General features: G+C 64.2%; 18 protein-coding genes and 1 rRNA gene. 11 read left to right on the forward strand and 8 right to left on the reverse strand.

What is annotated here, in order from left to right; all coding sequences use genetic code 11:
- Positions 1–80: 80 nt before the first annotated feature.
- Positions 81–196: ribosomal RNA gene (rrf, locus tag AOG28_RS02320) — 5S ribosomal RNA — on the forward strand.
- A gap of 341 nt (positions 197–537) precedes the next feature.
- Here the strand turns inward: rrf and gloA2 are convergent.
- Both gloA2 and hisC read right to left on the reverse strand, forming a co-directional pair.
- The gene (gene gloA2, locus AOG28_RS02325) at positions 538–981 is read right to left on the reverse strand and encodes an SMU1112c/YaeR family gloxylase I-like metalloprotein (RefSeq protein WP_235506918.1); all 444 of its coding nucleotides are present in this window, start codon (positions 979–981) and stop codon (positions 538–540) included.
- Between the two features lie 167 nt (positions 982–1,148).
- On the reverse strand, positions 1,149–2,204 hold the full coding sequence (hisC, locus tag AOG28_RS02330) for a histidinol-phosphate transaminase (RefSeq protein ID WP_054555405.1): 1,056 nt from the start codon (positions 2,202–2,204) through the stop codon (positions 1,149–1,151).
- Between the two features lie 412 nt (positions 2,205–2,616).
- Here hisC and AOG28_RS02335 point away from each other — a divergent pair, with 412 nt between their 5' ends.
- The 3 genes from AOG28_RS02335 (at position 2,617) to radA (ending at position 5,957) form a co-directional block, all read left to right on the forward strand.
- On the forward strand, positions 2,617–3,756 hold the full coding sequence (locus AOG28_RS02335) for an alkene reductase (protein WP_054555211.1): 1,140 nt from the start codon (positions 2,617–2,619) through the stop codon (positions 3,754–3,756).
- Between the two features lie 179 nt (positions 3,757–3,935).
- Positions 3,936–4,403, forward strand: coding sequence for a copper resistance protein NlpE N-terminal domain-containing protein (locus AOG28_RS02340; RefSeq protein WP_043336742.1), 468 nt, complete (start codon positions 3,936–3,938; stop codon positions 4,401–4,403).
- 141 nt (positions 4,404–4,544) lie between these two features.
- Complete coding sequence (gene radA, locus AOG28_RS02345; RefSeq protein WP_054555212.1) at positions 4,545–5,957, forward strand: DNA repair protein RadA; 1,413 nt, start codon at positions 4,545–4,547, stop codon at positions 5,955–5,957.
- A 160-nt stretch (positions 5,958–6,117) separates the two neighbouring features.
- Here the strand turns inward: radA and AOG28_RS02350 are convergent, their stop codons facing one another.
- Positions 6,118–6,762, reverse strand: coding sequence for a DUF1415 domain-containing protein (locus AOG28_RS02350; protein WP_082388164.1), 645 nt, complete (start codon positions 6,760–6,762; stop codon positions 6,118–6,120).
- A 325-nt stretch (positions 6,763–7,087) separates the two neighbouring features.
- Here AOG28_RS02350 and AOG28_RS02355 point away from each other — a divergent pair, with 325 nt between their 5' ends.
- Together AOG28_RS02355 and mnmH are read left to right on the forward strand one after the other, a co-directional pair.
- Positions 7,088–8,959 carry a SulP family inorganic anion transporter gene (locus tag AOG28_RS02355; protein WP_152965310.1) on the forward strand — a complete coding sequence of 624 codons (1,872 nt, stop codon included), beginning with the start codon at positions 7,088–7,090 and terminating at the stop codon, positions 8,957–8,959.
- A 118-nt stretch (positions 8,960–9,077) separates the two neighbouring features.
- Positions 9,078–10,184 carry a tRNA 2-selenouridine(34) synthase MnmH gene (mnmH, locus tag AOG28_RS02360; protein WP_043336739.1) on the forward strand — a complete coding sequence of 369 codons (1,107 nt, stop codon included), beginning with the start codon at positions 9,078–9,080 and terminating at the stop codon, positions 10,182–10,184.
- A 26-nt stretch (positions 10,185–10,210) separates the two neighbouring features.
- Here mnmH and AOG28_RS02365 read toward each other — a convergent pair whose 3' ends face one another.
- Entirely contained in the window at positions 10,211–10,837 is a 627-nt protein-coding gene (locus AOG28_RS02365; protein ID WP_054555213.1) for a type 1 glutamine amidotransferase, read from the reverse strand.
- Between the two features lie 256 nt (positions 10,838–11,093).
- Here AOG28_RS02365 and AOG28_RS02370 point away from each other — a divergent pair, with 256 nt between their 5' ends.
- The 3 genes from AOG28_RS02370 to AOG28_RS02380 all read left to right on the forward strand — a co-directional run bounded on the left by AOG28_RS02370 (position 11,094) and on the right by AOG28_RS02380 (position 13,091).
- Entirely contained in the window at positions 11,094–11,387 is a 294-nt protein-coding gene (locus AOG28_RS02370) for an MGMT family protein (RefSeq protein ID WP_054555214.1), read from the forward strand.
- Positions 11,388–11,568: 181 nt separating this feature from the next.
- Positions 11,569–12,180 carry a YjaG family protein gene (locus AOG28_RS02375; protein ID WP_054555215.1) on the forward strand — a complete coding sequence of 204 codons (612 nt, stop codon included), beginning with the start codon at positions 11,569–11,571 and terminating at the stop codon, positions 12,178–12,180.
- Positions 12,181–12,242: 62 nt separating this feature from the next.
- Positions 12,243–13,091, forward strand: a complete 849-nt coding sequence (locus tag AOG28_RS02380; RefSeq protein WP_160317844.1) for a CHAD domain-containing protein — start codon at positions 12,243–12,245, stop codon at positions 13,089–13,091.
- Between the two features lie 108 nt (positions 13,092–13,199).
- On the opposite strand, the gene hisF is transcribed toward AOG28_RS02380, so the two are convergent.
- From hisF to hisB, 4 genes are all read right to left on the reverse strand, one after another.
- On the reverse strand, positions 13,200–13,973 hold the full coding sequence (hisF, locus tag AOG28_RS02385) for an imidazole glycerol phosphate synthase subunit HisF (protein ID WP_043336726.1): 774 nt from the start codon (positions 13,971–13,973) through the stop codon (positions 13,200–13,202).
- Between the two features lie 11 nt (positions 13,974–13,984).
- On the reverse strand, positions 13,985–14,731 hold the full coding sequence (hisA, locus tag AOG28_RS02390; RefSeq protein WP_043336722.1) for a 1-(5-phosphoribosyl)-5-[(5-phosphoribosylamino)methylideneamino]imidazole-4-carboxamide isomerase: 747 nt from the start codon (positions 14,729–14,731) through the stop codon (positions 13,985–13,987).
- A gap of 115 nt (positions 14,732–14,846) precedes the next feature.
- Positions 14,847–15,488, reverse strand: coding sequence for an imidazole glycerol phosphate synthase subunit HisH (hisH, locus tag AOG28_RS02395; protein ID WP_054555217.1), 642 nt, complete (start codon positions 15,486–15,488; stop codon positions 14,847–14,849).
- 69 nt (positions 15,489–15,557) lie between these two features.
- On the reverse strand, positions 15,558–16,151 hold the full coding sequence (gene hisB, locus AOG28_RS02400) for an imidazoleglycerol-phosphate dehydratase HisB (protein WP_043336716.1): 594 nt from the start codon (positions 16,149–16,151) through the stop codon (positions 15,558–15,560).
- 260 nt (positions 16,152–16,411) lie between these two features.
- Here hisB and AOG28_RS02405 point away from each other — a divergent pair, with 260 nt between their 5' ends.
- The gene (locus AOG28_RS02405; RefSeq protein ID WP_225347481.1) at positions 16,412–16,897 is read left to right on the forward strand and encodes an acetyl-CoA sensor PanZ family protein; all 486 of its coding nucleotides are present in this window, start codon (positions 16,412–16,414) and stop codon (positions 16,895–16,897) included.
- A gap of 240 nt (positions 16,898–17,137) precedes the next feature.
- Positions 17,138–19,531 (forward strand): AsmA family protein, encoded by a 2,394-nt coding sequence (locus tag AOG28_RS02410; RefSeq protein WP_054555218.1) that lies wholly within the window; start codon positions 17,138–17,140, stop codon positions 19,529–19,531.
- The last annotated feature ends 15 nt before the right edge of the window (positions 19,532–19,546 follow it).

A 19,546-nucleotide genomic window follows, 5' to 3' on the forward strand; every position in this document is an offset into this window, starting at 1 on the left:
TATCGGTCAGCATGATTCATATTGCGAGTCGCGAGGCCACAAGCCTCGAGACTCAGGCATCGCAAGATGCCACCGTTTCGCCTGACGACCATAGCGAGCGTGAACCACCCGATCCCATGCCGAACTCGGAAGTGAAACCGCTTAGCGCCGATGGTAGTGTGGAGTTTCTCCATGTGAGAGTAGGTCATCGTCAGGCACTTATACCGAACCGCCCCTGTAGCCTTGCTACAGGGGCGGTTCTCTTTGTGGTGAGAAAAAGTTGTGCTCAGGAAACGTTGGCGCAAGAACAGTTTCTCCCTGCAAGAGCAGCGGAGGGCCGCCCCGATCCTCGTCAGGCACTTATACCGAACCGCCCCTGCAGCCTTGCTGCAGGGGCGGTTCTCTTTGCGCGCAGTAAAAGCAGTGGGCGAAAGAAAAGAGCTCTGCCCAAGCAACGTGCACATGACACAAGAAGGCCCCTGTCGATTTTTCGACAGGTGCCTTTTGTCTTCGGGCCTTTTATCTTCAGGGCCAGTGAAGTTTCAGTGCGCCATCACATCAGGGCGCGACTTCGTAGAGTTCGATGGGCGTACCGTCAGGGTCTGCCAGGAAGGTGAAGCGAGCGCCGGTGTATTCATCGACACGTATCGGCTCTGGCGAGGCGCCACGCGCGATCAGCAGCTCGACACAGGTATCGATGTCTTCCGTCGCCAGCGCCAGGTGACGAAGGCCACAGGCTTCCGGATAGCTGGGGCGCTCAGGCGGCGAGGGGAAGGAGAACAGCTCCAGCTGGATGCCGCCCGGCAGGCGCAGATCGAGCTTGTAGCTGTCGCGGGCCTCACGATAGGCCTCGTTGATCACCTGCGCATCCATGACCTCGAGATAAAAGCGCCTGGCGCGAGGGTAATCAGCGGTGATGAGCGCCACGTGATGGACTCGCGTCAGAGGCAGGCGGGGTGTCGAGGTGGCGTCTGAAGCCATGGCGAGACTGTCCGTTGTCATGTTGTGCTCCTGCAGAGTGTTCGGTGCGATGAACAGTACGACGAGCTGTGTGATGAGCTGTGTGGATGAGCGGTGCGGTGAACTCCTGAGTGACATCCTGATGAAAGAAGGCGCCCACTGGGCGCCTTCTTTGATTGGAGCAATCACTGGCCAGGCCATGCGCTATCTCAGCGACACAGGGTTTCCAGGGCTTCGATCAGGCTGTCCATCTCGGCATCGGTACCGATGCTGATGCGCAGATAGTCACGAAGTGCGTCGGTGTTGAAGTGGCGCACCAGGATGCCCTGTTCGCGCAGGCCGATGAACAGCTTGCCGGCATCGTGGGTCGGGTGAGTCGCCAGCACGAAGTTGGTCTGCGAGGGCAGGATCTCGAAGCCCAGCGCGGCCATGCGATCGCGCGTCTGCTCGCGGGTGGTGATGACCCGCGTGCGGCACTCATCGAAATAGTCGGGATCACTGAGCGCGGCGACGCCGACCTGTTCGGCCAGGCGATCGATGGGGTAGGAGTTGAAGGAGTCCTTCACGCGCTCCAGACCCTCGATCAGCTCACGCGAGGCCACGGCATAGCCAAGACGAATGCCCGCCAGGCTGCGCGACTTCGAGAAAGTGCCTGTCACGACCAGATTCGGATACTGATGAATCAGCGGGATGGCGCTTTCGCCACCGAAGTCCACGTAGGCCTCGTCGACCAGCACCACGCTCTGTGGATTGCGCTCCAGCAGCGCGGCAATCGCCTTGCGGCCATGGCCATGCCCTGTCGGGGCGTTGGGGTTGGCGAAGATGATGCCGCCATTGTCGTTGCCGAAGGCTTCCAGGTCGACTTCCCAGTTGTCGGTCAGCGCGATGCTGCGCGACTCGATGCCATACATGCGGCAGTAGACCGGGTAGAAGCTGTAGCTGATGGACGGCAGCAGCAGCGGCTTGTTCTGACGGAAGAATGCCTGGAAGGCCAGCGCCAGCACCTCATCGGAGCCATTGCCGACGAAGACTTCCTCGGCGGCCACATGGAAGGTATCGGCCAGGGCGGCGCGCAGCGAGCTGGAGCTCGGGTCCGGGTAGCGGCGCAGATCAGAGGCATTGAACTCGCGCAGCGTCTGCTCCACGGCGGGCGCCGGCGGATAGGGGTTCTCGTTGGTGTTCAGCTTGATCAGCTGCTCACGCGGTTGTTCGCCGGGGACGTAGGGGGTCAGGTCGTGGACCTGGGGGCTCCAGTACTTGCTCATGATTTCTCGCCGCTGGTGACAGTGCATGACCCGTGTCATGGATGCTTTTCATGTTGCCCGCTGGATCGTCGCGGTACAAGCACCGGCATGCGCTCTGAGTGAGTCATGAGGGGCATTGGAGCGGTGATTGAAGGCTGTTGCGAAAGTCTGTTGCGAAGGACCGTCGAGAGACTGTTGCGAAGAACTGTCGGGAGAGAGTGTTGGAAGGGCTATCGAGAGTGGTGTTGAAAGAAGCCCAAGAGTAGCCGCACGGCGGGCCTCACCCATTGTTGCCATGCCAGCATTATTCTCGTGCGATGCGCATGCTTGAAGCAGCGCGTGGTGTGCCGCATGTCACAGGCATGTTTGCCCAGCTCGCGCGACCTTGCACGATGACGACGCTGGGTGAAGACCTGCAATTCAAGGAGTCCCGATGACTGCCAACACCAATGCCCCGTACGCCGATACCCTGCTCGATCCGGTCAAGCTCGGTGATCTGACCCTGCCCAACCGCATCCTGATGGCACCGCTGACACGTGCTCGTACCCCCGACAGCGTGCCCGGTGAGCTGCAGCAGGCCTATTACGGTCAGCGTGCCGGTGCCGGCCTGATCATCAGCGAGGCGACCAATATCTCGCCCACCGCACGTGGCTATGTCTACACGCCGGGCATCTGGACCGATGAGCAGGAAGCGGGCTGGAAGGGCGTCGTCCAGGCGGTGCACGCCAAGGGCGGACGCATGGCGCTGCAGCTGTGGCACGTCGGGCGTGTCTCGCATGAGATGGTGCAGCCGGACGGCCAGCAGCCGGTCGCGCCGAGCGCCCTGCGTGGTGAAGGCGCCCAGTGCTTCGTCGAGTTCGAGGACGGCACCAGCGGACGTCACCCCACCAGTACGCCGCGCGCCCTGGAAACGGACGAGATACCCCAGCTGATCGAGGACTATCGCCAGGCCGCCGTGCGCGCCAAGCGTGCCGGTTTCGACATGATCGAGGTGCACGCCGCCAACGCCTATCTGCTCAACCAGTTCATGGCCACCGGCACCAATCAGCGCACTGACCAGTACGGTGGCTCGGTCGAGAACCGTGCGCGCCTGACGCTGGAAGTCGTCGATGCCGTCGCCGAAGTCTTCGGCCCTGAGCGTACCGGCATCCGCCTGACGCCCTTCATCGAGATCTTCGGTCTGACCGATGACGAGCCGGAAGAGATGGCCTTCTACATGGCCGAGCAGCTCTCCAGACGTGGCATCGCCTATGTGCACGTCAACGAGCCGGACTGGGCCGGTGGCGAAATCAAGTTCAGCGATGACTTCCGTCGTGCCCTGCGCGAGCGCGTCACGGGCGCGCTGATCTTCTGCGGCCATTACGACGGTGAGAGCGCGGCACGCATCATCGATGAGGGCATCGCGGATGCCGTCGCCATCGGGCGCCCGTATATCGCCAACCCGGACCTGGTCGAGCGCATTCGCCTCGGGGCTGAACTCAACGAGCAGGACCCGGACACCTTCTACGGTGGTGGCGCCAAGGGTTACACCGACTATCCGTTTCTCGACAATGGCCATGATCGCCGCGGCTGAGGCCGACACGATTTAGCGAATGGTGTTCGATAAACGCCATCGGGGGTGGCCTCTCGGGGCGGATACCCGCTATTCTTGAGCATGGAAGCTTGTGAGCGGTCTGCCTGCCAAAGCGGGTAGACCGCTCGCCGTCGATAGCGCTGACGCTGCTATCGAGTCATCGCCTTAAGGAGGATTCAATGCAGATCAGGACTCTGATGGTGGGAGCCGCGCTGATGGTCGGTCTCGCCGGGTGCGCATCAACGGCCCAGACCAATGACGGTGCCGCTGACAACAGCGCCACCGAGACAGCCAGCGAGCAGGTTGCCGTCTACAAGGGCACCCTGCCGTGTCGTCGTTGCACGGGCATTGACCTCGATGTACGCCTCAAGGGCGCCGAAGAGGCAGCCCAGGATGAGCGTACCTTCAGTCTCGATGCCACCTATCGTGATCATCCGCAGCAGCCGGATCCGGAGCATTACGAAGGCCAGTGGGACGTGCTGTCCGGCACCGTGACGGACCCGAACGCGACCGTCTATGAGCTGACGCCGGACGGCGAAGGCCAGACCTACTACTTCCTGCGTCTGGATGCCCAGACCCTGGAGCTGGTCGACCCGCAGAAGCGTCGCTTCCAGAACGGTGAGACACTGCGCCTCAAGCGCCAGTAAGCGTGCCGTGCGCCACAAGGCGATCGTGAGCACAAGGAAGGCGGCGCAAGCCGCCTTCCTTGTGTCTGGCCGTTGGAAATCCGCGGCTGACGACACTCCGCTGCGGCGCCGAGAATCATTTCTTCCCGACAGGATTGTCTGATGGCGAAAGCAAAGAGCGCCTTCGTATGTACCGAATGCGGTAGCGAATTCTCGAAGTGGCAGGGCCAGTGCAGCGGCTGCCGCGAGTGGAACACCCTGCAGGAAATCCGCGTCGGCGCCACGGTATTGCCCGGCGCCGCCCCCGCTGCGGGAGCCGTCGCCGGTGGTGCTGCGCGTAGCGCCAGCAATGGGCGGGGCGGCTACGCCGGCACGCTCAGCGACAACGTGACCGATCTTTCCAATGTCTCGCTGGCCGAGGTGCCGCGCTTCTCCTCGACCTTCGGCGAGTTCGACCGCGTGCTGGGCGGCGGGCTGGTGCCGGGTTCCGCCGTGCTGCTCGGTGGCCACCCGGGGGCCGGCAAGTCGACGCTGCTGCTGCAGACCGCCTGCAAGCTCGCCCAGCAGAAGCGCTCACTCTATGTCACCGGTGAGGAGTCGCTGTCGCAGGTGGCGATGCGCGCCCATCGTCTGCAGCTGCCGACCCAGGGCCTCAAGATGCTGGCCGAGACCAGCGTCGAGACGATTCTGGCCACCGCCGAGCGCGAAAAGCCCGAGGTGCTGATCATCGACTCCATCCAGACCATGCATCTGGAGGATCTGTCATCCGCGCCGGGGGGTGTCTCGCAGGTGCGTGAGTCCGCCGCCGCGCTGACCCGCTTCGCCAAGCGAACCAACACCGTGCTGCTGCTGGTCGGCCACGTGACCAAGGACGGCTCGCTGGCCGGGCCCAAGGTGCTGGAGCACATGATCGACGCCTCCCTGCTGCTGGAGGGCGATGGCGATTCGCGCTTCCGCACGCTGCGTGGCCAGAAGAACCGCTTCGGTGCGGTCAACGAGCTGGGCGTGTTCGCCATGGTCGAGCTGGGTCTGAAGGAGGTGAAGAACCCCAGCGCGATCTTCCTGTCGCGCAGCGAGGAGCAATCCTCCGGCAGTCTGGTGATGGTGGTGTGGGAGGGCACGCGACCGATCCTGATCGAAGTGCAGGCCTTGCTGGATGACTCGCCGCTGGGCAATCCCCGCCGTGTCGCCGTCGGCCTGGACGGCAATCGTCTGTCGATGCTGCTGGCAGTGCTCAACAAGCATGGCGGCCTGTTCACCGGCGATCAGGATGTCTTCCTGAACGTGGTCGGCGGGGTCAAGGTGCTCGAGACCAGCGCCGACCTCGCGGTGCTGTGTGCGGTGGTCTCCAGTCTGCAGAACCGTCCGCTGCCGCGTGAGCTGGTGGTGTTCGGCGAGGTGGGACTGTCCGGCGAGATCCGTCCGGTGCCGAGTGGTCAGGAGCGCATCGTCGAGGCCGCCAAGCATGGCTTCACGCGCGCCATCGTGCCCAAGGGCAATGCCCCCAAGAATCCGCCCAAGGGCATGACCATCGTGGCGGTCGACAAGCTGTCCCAGGCGCTGGAAGCCCTGTGACCCCTGCGCCTGGCGCGTGAGCCTGCCGCACGGGGACATCGTGGTGTGATGCTGCATGCAACGAACAAGGCCAGCCTCGCGGCTGGCCTTGTTCGTATGGAGTTTTCTCCGAGCACGAAGCTCAGTCTGTCTTGTCAGTCCTGCTTGTCAGCCCTGCTTGTCAGCCCTGCTTGTCAGCCTGGCGGGCGGCGTGAGCACAGGCCTTGAGGCGTGAGACCAGAAGCTCGACACCGCGCTCTCGCATGAGTTCTTCATTGCGCCCCGGAACCTCTTCGACATCGCCTGCGTAGGCATTGATGGCGGCTTCGACCGAGCTCTCGCGCAGCAGGTGCAGCATCGGGTAGGGCGAGCGGTTGGTGTAGTTGGCCGCGTCGTCTTCCTCGGTGTCCTCGAACACGTATTCCGGGTGGAAGCTGGCCAGCTGATAGATGCCTTCGTAGCCCTGCATCTCGAGCAGCGCCTCGGCATAGTCGAGCAGCTCGAGGTAGGTATCGAAGTCGCGGAAGCCGTCCTTGAAGATCACCAGCGTCGTCTCGGCGTCGCGATTGGCGTCCAGGTTCAGCAGCTCGTCGCCGAGTGCCTGCAGGCAGCGCTCGAGCCCTGCGCCGGGCACCACGGCATACTGGATGCTGTTGCGTGCCATCTCGCGCGCGGCAAACGGGCAAAGATTGTCAGCGATGATGTGCGTCTCGACCCACTGGCGAGTGGCGTCGATGGCCTCGGCTTCGCTGGCATCCAGCGGCGGGGTATAGCCACCCGCCGTCTCGGGAGTCGTGGTATCGGTCGGCGTAGCGTCGGTGGTCATGGCGTCAGGGTCCGCAGCGGTGTCAGGAAAGGGTATTGTCACTGCTCGGGCGCGGCATGGCCAGCGCCGTGTCTTCTCGTCTCTCTTCGTATCTCGTTATCGTGTCTCGTCGCCGTGTTTCTTGATCATGTCTCTTCAGCGTATGTCTTTATAGTGAGAGGACCGCAGGGGCACAGGTCGTTATCGGGTATGTGGCGGCCCTGTTTCATTAGTGATTTCAGCGATAGACTTATCACCGCTGGTTTCAAGCCTGTCCCGAGTACGTTCAGGGATATTGCGGCTACCGGTTGACGACTTCTTTCCTGCCTCGCCACGGAGATACTTCTTGTCCGCTGATACTCCGCCTCCTTCCTCGCCGCCCCCCGAATCTCCCGAATCTACCGAGACGGCAGAGGGGCCCGAGCACACCAGTGCCGCGGCCTATCGTCTGTCGCGACTGTTGCCCTTTCTCGGCTGGATGCGTCAGCTGTCGCCCGGGGATGCGCGTTCTGATCTGATCGCGGGCCTGAGTGGCGCGGTGCTGGTGCTGCCCCAGGGGGTAGCCTATGCGTTGATCGCCGGCCTGCCACCGGCGCATGGGCTGTATGCCGCCATCGTGGTGGCGATCATCGCCGGCCTGTTCGGCAGTTCGCGGCATATGGTCAGTGGCCCGGCCGCGGCGATCTCGATGGTGGTGTTCGGCACTGTCTCGACCCTGGCCGCGCCGGGCAGTCCCGAATACTTGCCGCTGGTGCTGGCGCTGACCTGCATGGTCGGCATCATCCAGCTGTCGTTGGGGCTGATGCGCATGGGGGCGCTGGTCAATCTCATCTCGCATACGGTGGTGATCGGCTTCACCGCCGGCGCCGGGGTCTTGATCGCCACCAGTCAGCTCAAGCATCTGTTCGGCATCGCGCTTGGCGATGCCTCGAGCTTTCTCGGCACCTGGTGGGCGCTGCTCGGGCATCTGGGCGATACCTCGTGGGCCACGTTGATCACGGGACTCAGCACCTTGCTCACGGCCGTGCTGGTTCGGCGGCTGAATCGCAAGCTGCCGTGGATGCTGGTGGCGATGGCTGTCGGCTGCGGTGTCGCGGCATTGCTCGGTGGCAGCGCGGCAGGTATCCCGATGGTCGGCGCCCTGTCCGGCAGTCTGCCGCCGTTTACCCTGCCGCCGCTGGGCTTTGACATCCTGCGCTCGCTGGGTGGGGCGGCCTTCGCGCTGGCGGTGCTCGGTTTGATCGAGGCGGTCTCCATCGCGCGCGCCATCGGCGTGCGCTCGCATCAGCGTATCGATGGCAACCAGGAGTTCATCGGTCAGGGCTTGTCGAATCTGGCGGGCAGTTTCTTCTCGTGCTTTGCCGGCTCCGGCTCCTTCACGCGCTCCGGTGCCAACTATGATGCCGGCGCCCGCACCCCGCTGTCGGTGGTGGTGGCGGCACTGATCGTGCTGGCGGTGCTGTTGCTGGTGCCTGACGTGACCGCCTGGCTGCCGTTGCCGGCGATGGCGGGCCTGATCATGGTGATCGCCGCCAACCTGATCGAAGTCGGTCATATCCGTCAGATTCTGGCCGTCAGCCGCGAAGAGGCGGTGGTGCTGGTGATCACCTTCCTCGCTACCCTGCTGTTGCCGCTGGAGTTCGCCATCTTCGCCGGGGTGCTGGTCTCGCTGGTGCTGTATCTGAACCGCACCTCACGGCCACGGCTGGTCGAGATGGCACCAGACCCGGAGCATCCGGAGCTTGGGGTGCGCAATGCCGAGCGTTATCAGCTGGCCCAGTGCCGGGAAGTGGTGATTCTGCGCGTGGATGGTTCGCTGTTCTTCGGGGCGGTCGACCACGTCCAGCGCAAGCTGGCGCGCTATACCGGCAAGCACGTCATTCTGCTGGGCACCGGCTGCAACTTCATCGATATTGCGGGCGCCGAGATGCTCGAGATCGAGCAGCATCGCCTGCGCGATGCCGGCGGCAGTCTCAGCATGTGCGGCTTTCGCATGTACGCGCTGGAAGTGATGGAGCGCGGTGGCTTCCTCGAGCGCATGGGGCGTGAGAACTACTTCCATACCGCCGAGGCGGCGATAGCCTCGCTGCGCGACTCGGTCGCCGAAGCGCATCGCGCGCACGGTGATCAACCCGCTGCCTGCCCCGATTGTCAGCTGTTCGGCCCGGCCGGGATCGGGCCGGGGCAGGGGGTGCGCCTGACGCCACCGTTGGCGTGAAAGCACAGGGCTGGGGGCGGCTGCGCGCTTGCGCTAGAATATGGCCCCTTGATGGTGCGGCCAGTCAGCTAGCCGCCGCCCATTGCCTCAATCCTGTTCTGTCTGCCGAGAGATGCCCATGAGTTTGCCCACCGTGGCGGCCAGCTGCGACCTGATTCGCGACGGCCGTCCGTTGATCGATGTGCGCGCGCCGGTCGAATTCGCCGCTGGTGCCTTGCCGGGTGCCGTCAATCTGCCGCTGATGGATGATGAGGAGCGTCATCGCGTCGGGGTGCAGTACAAGCAGGTCGGCCCGGAATCGGCGGTACATCTTGGCCATCAACTGGTCAGCGGCGGGATCAAGCGCGCACGTATCCGCGCCTGGGTCGAGCACGTCGAGCGGCACCCTGACGCGATTCTCTATTGCTTCCGCGGCGGCATGCGTTCCCAGCTCAGTCAGCAGTGGCTGCAGGAAGCGGGGATCGAGCGTCCGCGCATCGAGGGCGGCTGGAAGGCCATGCGTCAGCAGCTCTGTCAGCATATCGATGAGCGTGCCGAGCAGGCCCCGATGCTGTTGATCGGCGGGCTGACCGGCTGCGCCAAGACCGAGCTGATCCATGCGCTGGACAATGGCATCGACCTGGAAGGCTGTGCGCGCCACAAGGGGTCGGCCTTCGGCCGCCACCCCTTCCCGGCGCCGAGCCAGATCGACTTCGAGCACCGCATCGCCGCCGAGATGCTCACGCTTGAGGATGAAGCGCCGACCATCATGGAAGACGAGTCGCGCTTCATCGGCAGCGTCAACATTCCGCTCGCCACCTGGCGCGCGATGGAGCAGGCACCGTTGATCCGCGTCGAAATGCCGCTGGACTGGCGAGTGGTGCAGATTCAGAAGGACTATATCGAGGGGCTGTGGTCCACCTACAGTCGCCACTATGGTGACTTCCTCGGCTGGACCCTGATGCAGCGTCAGCTGCGTCAGGCGCTGCTGCGTCTGCGCAAGCGCCTGGGCAGTGCGCGCCTTGCTCGTCTGGTGCGCATGCAGGACATCGCCTTCCAGGAGCACAAGCGCGGCAATCCCATTGCCCATGAAGGCTGGCTGGCGCCGCTGCTCAGCGAGTATTACGACCCGATGTACCGCTATCAGCTCGAGAAGCACGAGCGCACCTTCCTGCACGTCGGCGACTGGGACAACAGCCTTGCCTTCGCGCGTGAGTGGAGCGCCAATCACCGCTGGCAGCGCTGACATCCCTTACGAGCGCCGGTCAGCGCTCACGCATTCAGCCAGTCCACCAGCAGGCGGTCCAGCAGGGCCGCCTGACGATCAAAGCGCTTCGGGTCCTCCAGCAACGCCTCGCGTGACTGCACGCCATTGCCCTCCAGGGGCGGGGGGTGGCGGGCCAGGCGGTCCTGCGTGGCCGCCGCATCCATGTGCGGATGGAAGTTGAGCGCCACCACGCGACCCTCATCCCAGCTGAAGCCGGCCACTGGCGTATGCTCGCTGCTGGCCAGCAGCTCGCAGTCTTCCGGCAGTCCGCAGATCTCCTCATGCCACATCAAGGCCTCGAACTCGGCGGGTAGCCCCAGCGGGCACTCGTTGCTGCGCGTCAGCGTGGCCCAGCGACGCTGCGGCACCACGGCGGACGAGACGATCGCCCCCATCTGCTCGGCGATCAGTCGCGCCCCCAGGCCAATCCCCAGCAGCGGGCGATTGCTGTTCAGCGTGCGCCGAATCAACTTGCGCTGCAGGCGCAGCGACTGCTGTTCGGCGGGCGAGGCGGGCTGTGCGGCGCTCGACAGGCGTTGCGGTCCATCCAGCACCACCAGCGCATGAAAGTCATCGATGCCCGGCAGCGCCTCGCCTGCCAGCGGGAAGCTGGTGTTGAAGCTGTGTCCCATGCCGAAAAGCCAGTCCCTGAGACGTAGCGGACTCTGCCAGTCATGCGCTAGCGTTGCGGTATCGGCGGCTGAATCTGGTTCAGTGTCAGGGAGTTGCCCCTGATGTATGAAGTAAAGATGCATGTCTTCATCATGCGTGAGCGCCATGTCAGCGTAAAGACCCCAGTGTTTGCATCTCTGTACCTGCGTCTCAGTGCCATGATCTCAGTACCTGCAACCGGGCGAGCCAGCCGCGACACGACAAGGAGAGAACCGCATGCGGGCCGAACTGCTCGAACAGATCTACACCGTGGTGGCGCAGATTCCCGAAGGCCGCATCACCACCTACGGACGTATCGCCAAGATGACCGATGGCGCCAGCGCGCGCATGGTCGGCTCGGCGATGCGTCACCTGCCAGATGGCCATCAGATGCCGTGGCATCGCGTGATCAACGCCTCGCTCAAGGTCACCGAGCACGGCGGGGCAGTGCGCCAGCGGGAAAAGCTGCGCAGCGAAGGCATCCTGTTCGATGGTGCCGGCCGCGTGCCGACGGAGTGCCTGTGGCCCTGAGGTGTGCGGCAGCACGGCAGCGCTCGAGCGGGAGCGTGTTCATCCGGCCACGCGCGGGCGCTACCCTTTCGCCTATCCTATCGCATACCCTATAGCGACCTCCGGTGACATCGCGGCTGGCGGAGCCAAGACGCCAGCGCGAACGCCGCATATTGAATAGTGAAGTGAGAATAGAGCCGTCATGACTCAGCCTGTATCCGGTTTCCGTGCGCGCCTTGATGCGCTGGCCCCCGTGCGCCGTACTGCCTTCATGGCGGCGCTGACCGAGCGACTCCTGCCCAATGCCGGCTTCTACGCCGAAGCCAATGGCACGGCCAGCGCGCTGGACACCACGCGTGAGCTGCGCAAGCTGCTGGACCTCGTCTGGGAGCAGCTGCGCGTGCGCGATGCCAAGATCGATTTCTCGCTGCAGGCCGAGAAGGTCACCGCCTTCGAGCCCGCCGAGGAGGACGACAGCTTCGGCGCTCGCCGCGCCCTGGAAGCCGTGATGGCGCTGACCGCCTGCATCGATGTGCTGATCAGCGAAGAGCCGGAAGCCGCGCTCAAGATCAGCCGTCTGTCCGCCGATGGCGTGCGCGCGCTGATCGACCTGCAGGCCGGTGAGGGCATCGAGCAGGAAGCGCTGGAAGCCATGATTCGCGAACATCCGTTGATGATCGATGAGCGTGATTTCCAGGACGCCGTGCTCGAGAGCGTCGAAGCCCCGCAGCTGTCCCGCGATGACTGGCGTGCGCTCAAGCAATTGGGCCGCAATGAAGATGTCAGCAATCTCGGGCTATCCTTGCAGGACTGAGCGGCCCGATTCGGGCCATCCTGGTGCCAGTGATGACTGGCCAGCCGTTGTTGGAGAGACAGATGAGCGACACCCGTCAGCAGGATTCTTCTCCGATGAACGCAGCGCTGAATGGCGTGATTCAGGCGCGTCTGGACGCCATGCGTGAGCGTCTCGCGCAGCCGACGCTGAGTGCGGCGGATGTGCATGCGCTGCGTGTCGACTGCAAGCAGCTGCGCGGCTGGTGGCAGCTGCGGCGTGAGTCGCTGGGCAAGTCGACGGTGAGTGAGCATCAGGCGCGTCCGCGCGCCGTCGCCAAGGCATTGGCCGGGCCGCGCGAGGCGCACATGCTGCGCAAGACCCATGGTCGCGCCTACGCCTGGGTGGATGAGCGCAGTCAGCGTCTGCTGGATGCGCTGCGTCCGGGGCTGACCAGTGCCTCGCTCAGCGAGCCCGAAGGCGAGCTGGATCACGCGCCGCTCGAGACGCTGTTGAGCGAAGAGCGGGCGGCCTGGCAGGCGGCACCGCTGACGGTGGAGGAGCTCAACATCGGGCTGGAATTCAGCCGTCATCGCATCAGCAAGCTTGCGGCGCAGGTGGCCAGCAAGCGTGAGATCGAGACGTCTCACCGGCTGCGCAAGTGGGCCAAGTACCGCATGTTCCAGCTGGCACTGGCGCACGAGGCGCTGGGTGAGGCAGCCGCGCGGGAGCTCGAGTCACCGAGCCACGGACGGCGCCGCGAGCCGGAACTGCTCGACAAGGCGGCCGCGCGGCTGGGCAATCAGCATGACCTGGCGGAGCTGGCGCTGTGGGTCGGGGAGCGCGTGATGCTGCCCGCCGCCGAGAAGCACCTGGTCGCGGATATCATGACGCTTGCTGACCAGCGACTCGCGCAGGCGCTCAAGCCACTGAAGAAGCTGGGCTACGTCTGAGCGCTGTTCTCGCCTGAGCCGAAGTTGCTTCTCTGCAGACAAGAACGCCGCCATTCCCTGAGGATATGGCGGCGTTCGCGTTTCTGCCTGAACTACCTGCGGCTGCGCTTACAGGCGCATCTCGATACCGCGTGCGGCCATATGCGCCTTGGCCTGGGGGATCGTGTACTCGGCGAAGTGGAAGATGCTGGCGGCCAGCACCGCATCCGCACCGCCTTCGAGCACGCCATCCACCAGATGGTCGAGGGTGCCGACGCCGCCGGAGGCGATCACTGGCACGCTGACGGCGTCGGAGATGGCGCGTGTCACGCCGAGATCGAAACCGGCCTTGGTGCCATCGCGGTCCATGCTGGTCAGCAGCAGCTCGCCGGCGCCCAGCTCGACCATCTTCTTCGCCCACTCGACGGCGTCGAGTCCGGTCGGCTTGCGGCCGCCGTGGGTGAAGATCTCCCAGCGCGGTGTCTCGCCGTCCTGGCTGACGCGCTTGGCGTCGATGGCGACCACGATGCACTGGCTGCCGAAGCGTTCCGCGGCTTCACGCACGAAGTCCGGGTTGAACACGGCCGCGGTGTTGATCGAGACCTTGTCCGCGCCGGCATTCAGCATGGTGCGAATGTCTTCACAGGTGCGGATGCCGCCCCCCACCGTCAGCGGGATGAACACCTCACCGGCGATGCGCGACACCATGTCGACCGTGGTGCCACGGTTGTCGACGCTGGCGGTGATGTCGAGGAAGGTGATCTCGTCGGCGCCTTGCTCGTTGTAGCGCTTGGCGACCTCGACCGGGTCACCGGCATCGCGGATACCGACGAAGTTGACGCCCTTCACGACACGACCGGCGTCGACGTCCAGACACGGAATGATGCGTTTGGCGAGTGCCATGATCGCTCCCCTCAGGCCTTGCGGCCGGTGATGGAGTCGGACAGCGCCTGCGCTTCGGCGATATCCAGGCTGCCTTCATAGATGGCGCGGCCGGTGATGGCACCGAGGATGCCCTGATCGGCCACTTCGGCCAGGCCGCGGATGTCATCCAGGTTGGTCACGCCGCCGGACGCGATCACCGGGATACCGCCTTCGCGGGCCAGTGCCACGGTGGCTTCGATGTTGACGCCCTGCATCATGCCGTCGCGGGCGATGTCGGTGTAGACGATGGAGGACACGCCGTCGTTGGCGAAGCGCTTGGCCAGCTCGGTGGCCTTGATGGTGGAGACTTCGGCCCAGCCATCGGTGGCCACGAAGCCGTCACGCGCATCGAGACCGACGATGATGCGGCCCGGGAAGGCGCGGCACATCTCGGCGACGAAGGCCGGTTCCTTCACGGCCTTGGTGCCGATGATGACCTGGCCGACGCCGGCTTCCAGATAGTGCTCGATGGTCGCGGCATCACGGATGCCACCACCGATCTGGATCGGCAGCTCCGGGTAGGCGCGGGCGATGCGTGTCACGGCGTCGCCATTGACCGGTTTGCCTTCGAAGGCACCGTTGAGATCGACCAGATGCAGACGACGGCCACCGGCCTCGACCCAGCGCGCGGCCATGGCCAGCGGGTCATCGCCGTAGTTGGTGGAGTCTTCCATGCGGCCTTGCTTCAGGCGTACGCACTGACCGTCCTTGAGATCGATCGCGGGGATTACCAGCATGTCGGGTGTCCTCTCGGCGTGTCTGGGCACGCCTGTATTGTCGTCGGTATATCGAAGGCGGATGTATCGGCGTCCGTCACGCGAGACAGACGCCGAGGGTCACGCGGGCGAGCCTTCAGGGCTGCCAGCGGACGAAGTTCTCGAGCAGCTTGAGGCCGGCGGCCGCGCTCTTCTCCGGGTGGAACTGCACCGCGAACAGGCTGCCCTCACCGATGGCGACGTGCGCCTCGGCACCGGCGTAGTGCGTGGCGCCGTAGACCTTGGAGCGCTCGCTGGCCGACACATAGAAGCTGTGCACGAAGTAGAAGCGCGAGTTGTCCTCGATGCCTTCCCACAGCGCGTGGCCCTGGGTGTGCGCGACATGGTTCCAGCCCATGTGCGGCACCTTGAGGCGCTGGCCGTGCTCGTCCAGCTGCTGGTCATCGAAGCGTTTCACGTCGCCCTTGAAGTAGGCGAGGCAATCGATGCCACCATTCTCTTCGCTGCGCTCCATCAGCATCTGCTGACCGACGCATACGCCCAGCAGCGGCTTGCTGTGGTTGCTCAGCAGCTCGCCGACCAGACCGCGCAGCTCGGCGCGTTCAAGCTCGCCCATGCAATCACGGATGGCGCCCTGGCCGGGCAGCACCACGCGGGTGGCTCCGCGGATGGCGCGCGGGTCGCTGGTGATCACGACATTCTCGTCGGCCACGTGCTCAAGCGCCTTGGCGACGGAGTGCAGGTTGCCCATGCCATAGTCGATGACGGCAATCGTCATGTCTTTCTCCCGAAGGCCGGAGCAGGCTCCGGCGCTGGATGTCAGGCGTCTGGCGCCCGGATCATTCGTTTACAGCGAGCCCTTGGTGGAGGCGATACGGCCTCCCATGCGCTCGTCCTCTTCCACCGCCATGCGCACGGCACGACCGAAGGCCTTGAAGATGGTCTCGGCCTGGTGGTGGGCATTGAAGCCCTTGAGGTTGTCGATATGCAGGGTGGCGCCAGCGTGATTGACGAAGCCCTGGAAGAATTCCCAGAACAGCTGGGTATCGAAGCGACCGATGTTGCCGCGGGTGAACTCGCACTGCATGAACAGGCCCGGACGACCGGAGAAGTCGATCACCACGCGAGACAGGGCTTCATCCAGCGGCACGTAGGCATGGCCGTAACGGCGGATGCCGGCCTTGTTGCCCAGCGCCTGCGCGAAGGCCTGACCCAGGGTGATGCCGATGTCCTCGACGGTGTGGTGGTCATCGATATGCAGGTCGCCATCGCAGTCGACCTCGATGTCGATCACGCCGTGACGGGCGATCTGGTCCATCATGTGTTCGAGGAAGGGCACGCCAGTGTTGGCGCTCAGCTTGCCTTCACCGTCCAGATTGATGCGGACCCGGATCTTGGTTTCCGAGGTGTTGCGATGAACTTCGGCGATACGCTCTACCATGATGTCTCTCCAGCGGTCGGTGACGCCATCAGCGGCTTCGGGGCCGATGGGGTCTGGGCGCAGTCTGGGGCCTTTGGTATGAGAGGCGTGTGTCCAGTCCGGCCGGGAAGTGCGCATCATGTGGTTATTGTCATGTGATGTCGCAATCGAAATCGTGATCAGGGCATTGACGACGGCAAAGAGCCGTCGGCGGGGCGCTTGATCGGCGGCAGGCGCGTCGTCTTTGTGCCTGCCCGACCCGTCATTATAGAGAAAGGACAATGGCATCCGCTACAATGGCGGGCATTCATATCGCGGGCGAGGATCTCACCATGCCGGTCACTCTTCAGATGATCGATCACGCACGCTGGCAAACCGATGAGCAAGTCCGTATCGATCTGTCGCGTATCTATCACGAAGCCCCCAGTGAGCGTCTCCCGCTCGCCCCGGATGACTTCATTCAGGCCAATCTCGCCGCGGGACACCGCTTCTGCAGCGCCTTCTTCAACGATCGTCATATCGGCGCGCTACTCTGCGAGGATGAAGGCGATGCCTGGAAGATCAGCCATTGCTGCGTGCGCAAGAGCACGCGTCGACGCGGTGTCGGTACGCGTCTGATGGCGCTGCTGTCGCTGGAAGCGGCCAGTGCCCAGCGTCTACTGGTCGTGCCGAGTCAGGGATTGACCCTGGCCGACGAGCTGCTGGTATCACGTCTGGGCTATGTGCGAGACCCCGCCCGCGACGGCTTCGTGCTGGCGCAGGAGTGAACCCGGTCGTTGCCGGATGCGGAACTGACGTCAACGCGACCTGTCCACCGGCTGTGTCATCATCATTTCTGTCTTGAGGCTGTCTCGCTGTGCGGGAGGATGGCGCGCAGCGCTCGAGCTAGATGATGAGCGGGAGAAAGGGCATCGCCTGATGCCACGAGTTCCCAGCGCCATTCCATGTGCTGCCCTCTGGAGTGAGGGCACCGTAGCAATTCTCATCGTGTCAAAGGGAGGACGCAGATGAAAGCACTGTTCAGAGCCTTGCTGGCCATCGTCGGAGTACTGGCGTTGGTGGTCGTGGCAGGGGTGATCTATGTCACCACCTTCCTCGATCCGAATGATCTCAAGCCGCGACTGGTCAAGGCGGTCAAGGACCAGGCGGGGCTGGAACTGGCCCTGAACGGCCCGCTGGACTGGTCCTTCTATCCGCGTCTCGGCGTCAGTGTCGAGGACGCCGAAGCCTGGCTGCCGGAGCAGGAACGTGACCAGTCACCGTTTGCCTCCTTTACCCGCGCGGAAGTCGGCGTGTCCTTCACGCCACTGCTGAGCGGTGAAGTCGAAGTCGAAGGCGTCTTCCTCGACGGCCTCAAGCTGGCGCTCGAGCGTGATGCACAGGGGCGTGGCAACTGGGAAAGCCTGCTCGAGCATGCGGCGACGGCCGCCGACAGTGGCGCGGCGGATGAAGCGCTGCCGCCGGCCAAGAGCGCCGGTGTGGCGCTGGCGGATGACACGACCCCGTCGGTGCAGAATGGCGCCGGCAGCATGGCGGTCAATCTCGATATCGCCTCGGTGCAGGTCACCAATGGTCAGATCGCCTATCAGGACGCGGCCAGCGGGCTCGACATGACGCTCAATGACGTGGCGTTGACGTCCTCCAACGTCAGCCCCGACAAGGCCTTCCCGGTCGAGCTGTCGTTCGTGGCCGATGGGCGTGAGCCGGAACTTCAGAGCACCGTCAGCCTCGATGGCAAGGTGGCGCTGGACCTGCAGGGCGGCCGTCATGTGCTGACCGGCGTGAGCCTGGATACCACCACGCGCATGCCGTCGCTGGGTGACAAGGACCAGAGCGTGGCGCTGGACATCGACACCCTGACGCTGGATACCGACAAGCAGCTGTATCTGGCCGATGGCGCCGAGCTGGATGCGACGCTCCATCAGGCCGCGCTGGGTGACAAGGCCCTGCCGCTGAAAGCCACCTTCGGTGCCGAAGCGGACCTGGCGGCGGGTACGGCGAATCTCGAGAACCTGCTGCTGACCTCCGGCAGTGACCTTCGCCTCAGCGGGGCGCTCAAGGCCAAGGACATCACCGGCGATGCGCTCAGCTATTCCGGTCAGTTCAAGCTGGCACCGCTGTCGCCCAAGGCGTGGATGACGCGTGTCGGCATGGAGGCGCCGCAGACTGCCAAGAGCAGCGCGCTGACCTCACTGGCCTTCTCCAGCCCGTTCAAGGGCGACATGTCGCAGGTGCAGCTGACCAACCTGGTGATGGCGCTGGATGACACCACCATCAACGGGCGCCTCGGCTCGTCCTTCGATGCCTCGCAGATCACCTTCGATCTGGATGTCGACGCGCTCAATCTCGATGACTACCTGGCACCGGCGGGCGCAGACGAGAAGACGGCAAGCCTGGGGGAAGCGCTTACGGCGGGCGTGATCGCGCCGGTCTATGCGGCCGATGGTGACGCGGAGCTGCTGCCGGTGGCATTGCTCAAGACGCTGGGCCTTCAGGGGCAGCTGGATATCGGCACGCTGATCGCCTCGGGGCTCGAGATGAGCAAGGTGACCGCCAAGCTATCCGGTCAGCCGGGTGTGCAGCAGCTCGATAGCCTGACGGCCAGCCTCTATGGCGGCTCGCTGGCGGCCAATGCACGCATCGACAGCCGCAAGACACCGCTGAGCATGAGCTTCGGCGAGAAGCTGACCAATCTGGATATCGCGCCGTTCCTCAAGGCGCTGGCGCCGGAGCAGAAGGATATCCTGCGCGGTCGCCTGACGCTCAATGGTGACTACACCACCAGCACCAATCAGATCGACAGCATCAAGCGCAATCTGAACGGCAAGGGCAACTTCGAGATTCGCAATGGCGAGGTGCTCGACGTCAATATCTCCAAGGAGATGTGCACTGCCGTGGCGACGCTGAGTGGCAAGACCTCCTCGCGCGAGTGGAAGGCCAATACGCCGCTGGAGCGTGCGCAGGGCAGCTTCACAGTCACCAATGGCGTGATCAGCAATCAGGATCTCGCCCTGGCGATCCCGGGCATCGCGCTGGACGGCAAGGGCCAGCTCAACCTGCCGACCGAGGCCTTCGACTACAACGTGGCGGCGCGCTTCATCGAGGGCGCGGATGACGCGGCCTGTGAGGTCAATCCGCGTCTGATCAAGCTGCGCTTCCCGGTGCAGTGTCAGGGCAACCTGAGCGGTGAGCCGGGCGAGTGGTGTGGCTTCGATCAGAAAGGCTTCCAGAGTGCCGCAGCGGAACTGGCCAAGGATGAAGCCAAGCGCAAGGCGGGCGAGAAGGTCAGCGAGAAGCTGGATGAGAAGCTCGACGAAGATACCCGCAAGAAGATCGACGACAAGCTGGGCGAAGGCGCCAGCGACAAGCTGAAGGGCGCGATTCAGGGGCTGTTCAACTGATCACGCGCTCCCTTC

Source organism: Cobetia sp. UCD-24C (genome assembly GCF_001306765.1).
Taxonomy (GTDB): Bacteria; Pseudomonadota; Gammaproteobacteria; order Pseudomonadales; family Halomonadaceae; genus Cobetia; species Cobetia amphilecti.

Excerpts from the sequence above, each read along its gene's own strand:
- hisA (WP_043336722.1), bottom strand. The coding sequence starts at position 14,731 with ATGCTGGTAATCCCCGCGATCGATCTCAAGGACGGTCAGTGCGTACGC.
- AOG28_RS02410 (WP_054555218.1), top strand. The coding sequence starts at position 17,138 with ATGAAAGCACTGTTCAGAGCCTTGCTGGCCATCGTCGGAGTACTGGCG.
- radA (WP_054555212.1), top strand. The coding sequence starts at position 4,545 with ATGGCGAAAGCAAAGAGCGCCTTCGTATGTACCGAATGCGGTAGCGAA.
- AOG28_RS02350 (WP_082388164.1), bottom strand. The coding sequence starts at position 6,762 with ATGACCACCGACGCTACGCCGACCGATACCACGACTCCCGAGACGGCG.
- AOG28_RS02335 (WP_054555211.1), top strand. The coding sequence starts at position 2,617 with ATGACTGCCAACACCAATGCCCCGTACGCCGATACCCTGCTCGATCCG.
- AOG28_RS02405 (WP_225347481.1), top strand. The coding sequence starts at position 16,412 with ATGGCATCCGCTACAATGGCGGGCATTCATATCGCGGGCGAGGATCTC.
- hisF (WP_043336726.1), bottom strand. The coding sequence starts at position 13,973 with ATGGCACTCGCCAAACGCATCATTCCGTGTCTGGACGTCGACGCCGGT.
- gloA2 (WP_235506918.1), bottom strand. The coding sequence starts at position 981 with ATGACAACGGACAGTCTCGCCATGGCTTCAGACGCCACCTCGACACCC.
- AOG28_RS02375 (WP_054555215.1), top strand. The coding sequence starts at position 11,569 with ATGACTCAGCCTGTATCCGGTTTCCGTGCGCGCCTTGATGCGCTGGCC.
- hisH (WP_054555217.1), bottom strand. The coding sequence starts at position 15,488 with ATGACGATTGCCGTCATCGACTATGGCATGGGCAACCTGCACTCCGTC.
- AOG28_RS02380 (WP_160317844.1), top strand. The coding sequence starts at position 12,243 with ATGAGCGACACCCGTCAGCAGGATTCTTCTCCGATGAACGCAGCGCTG.
- mnmH (WP_043336739.1), top strand. The coding sequence starts at position 9,078 with ATGAGTTTGCCCACCGTGGCGGCCAGCTGCGACCTGATTCGCGACGGC.
- hisB (WP_043336716.1), bottom strand. The coding sequence starts at position 16,151 with ATGGTAGAGCGTATCGCCGAAGTTCATCGCAACACCTCGGAAACCAAG.
- AOG28_RS02370 (WP_054555214.1), top strand. The coding sequence starts at position 11,094 with ATGCGGGCCGAACTGCTCGAACAGATCTACACCGTGGTGGCGCAGATT.
- AOG28_RS02365 (WP_054555213.1), bottom strand. The coding sequence starts at position 10,837 with ATGGGACACAGCTTCAACACCAGCTTCCCGCTGGCAGGCGAGGCGCTG.
- AOG28_RS02340 (WP_043336742.1), top strand. The coding sequence starts at position 3,936 with ATGCAGATCAGGACTCTGATGGTGGGAGCCGCGCTGATGGTCGGTCTC.
- hisC (WP_054555405.1), bottom strand. The coding sequence starts at position 2,204 with ATGAGCAAGTACTGGAGCCCCCAGGTCCACGACCTGACCCCCTACGTC.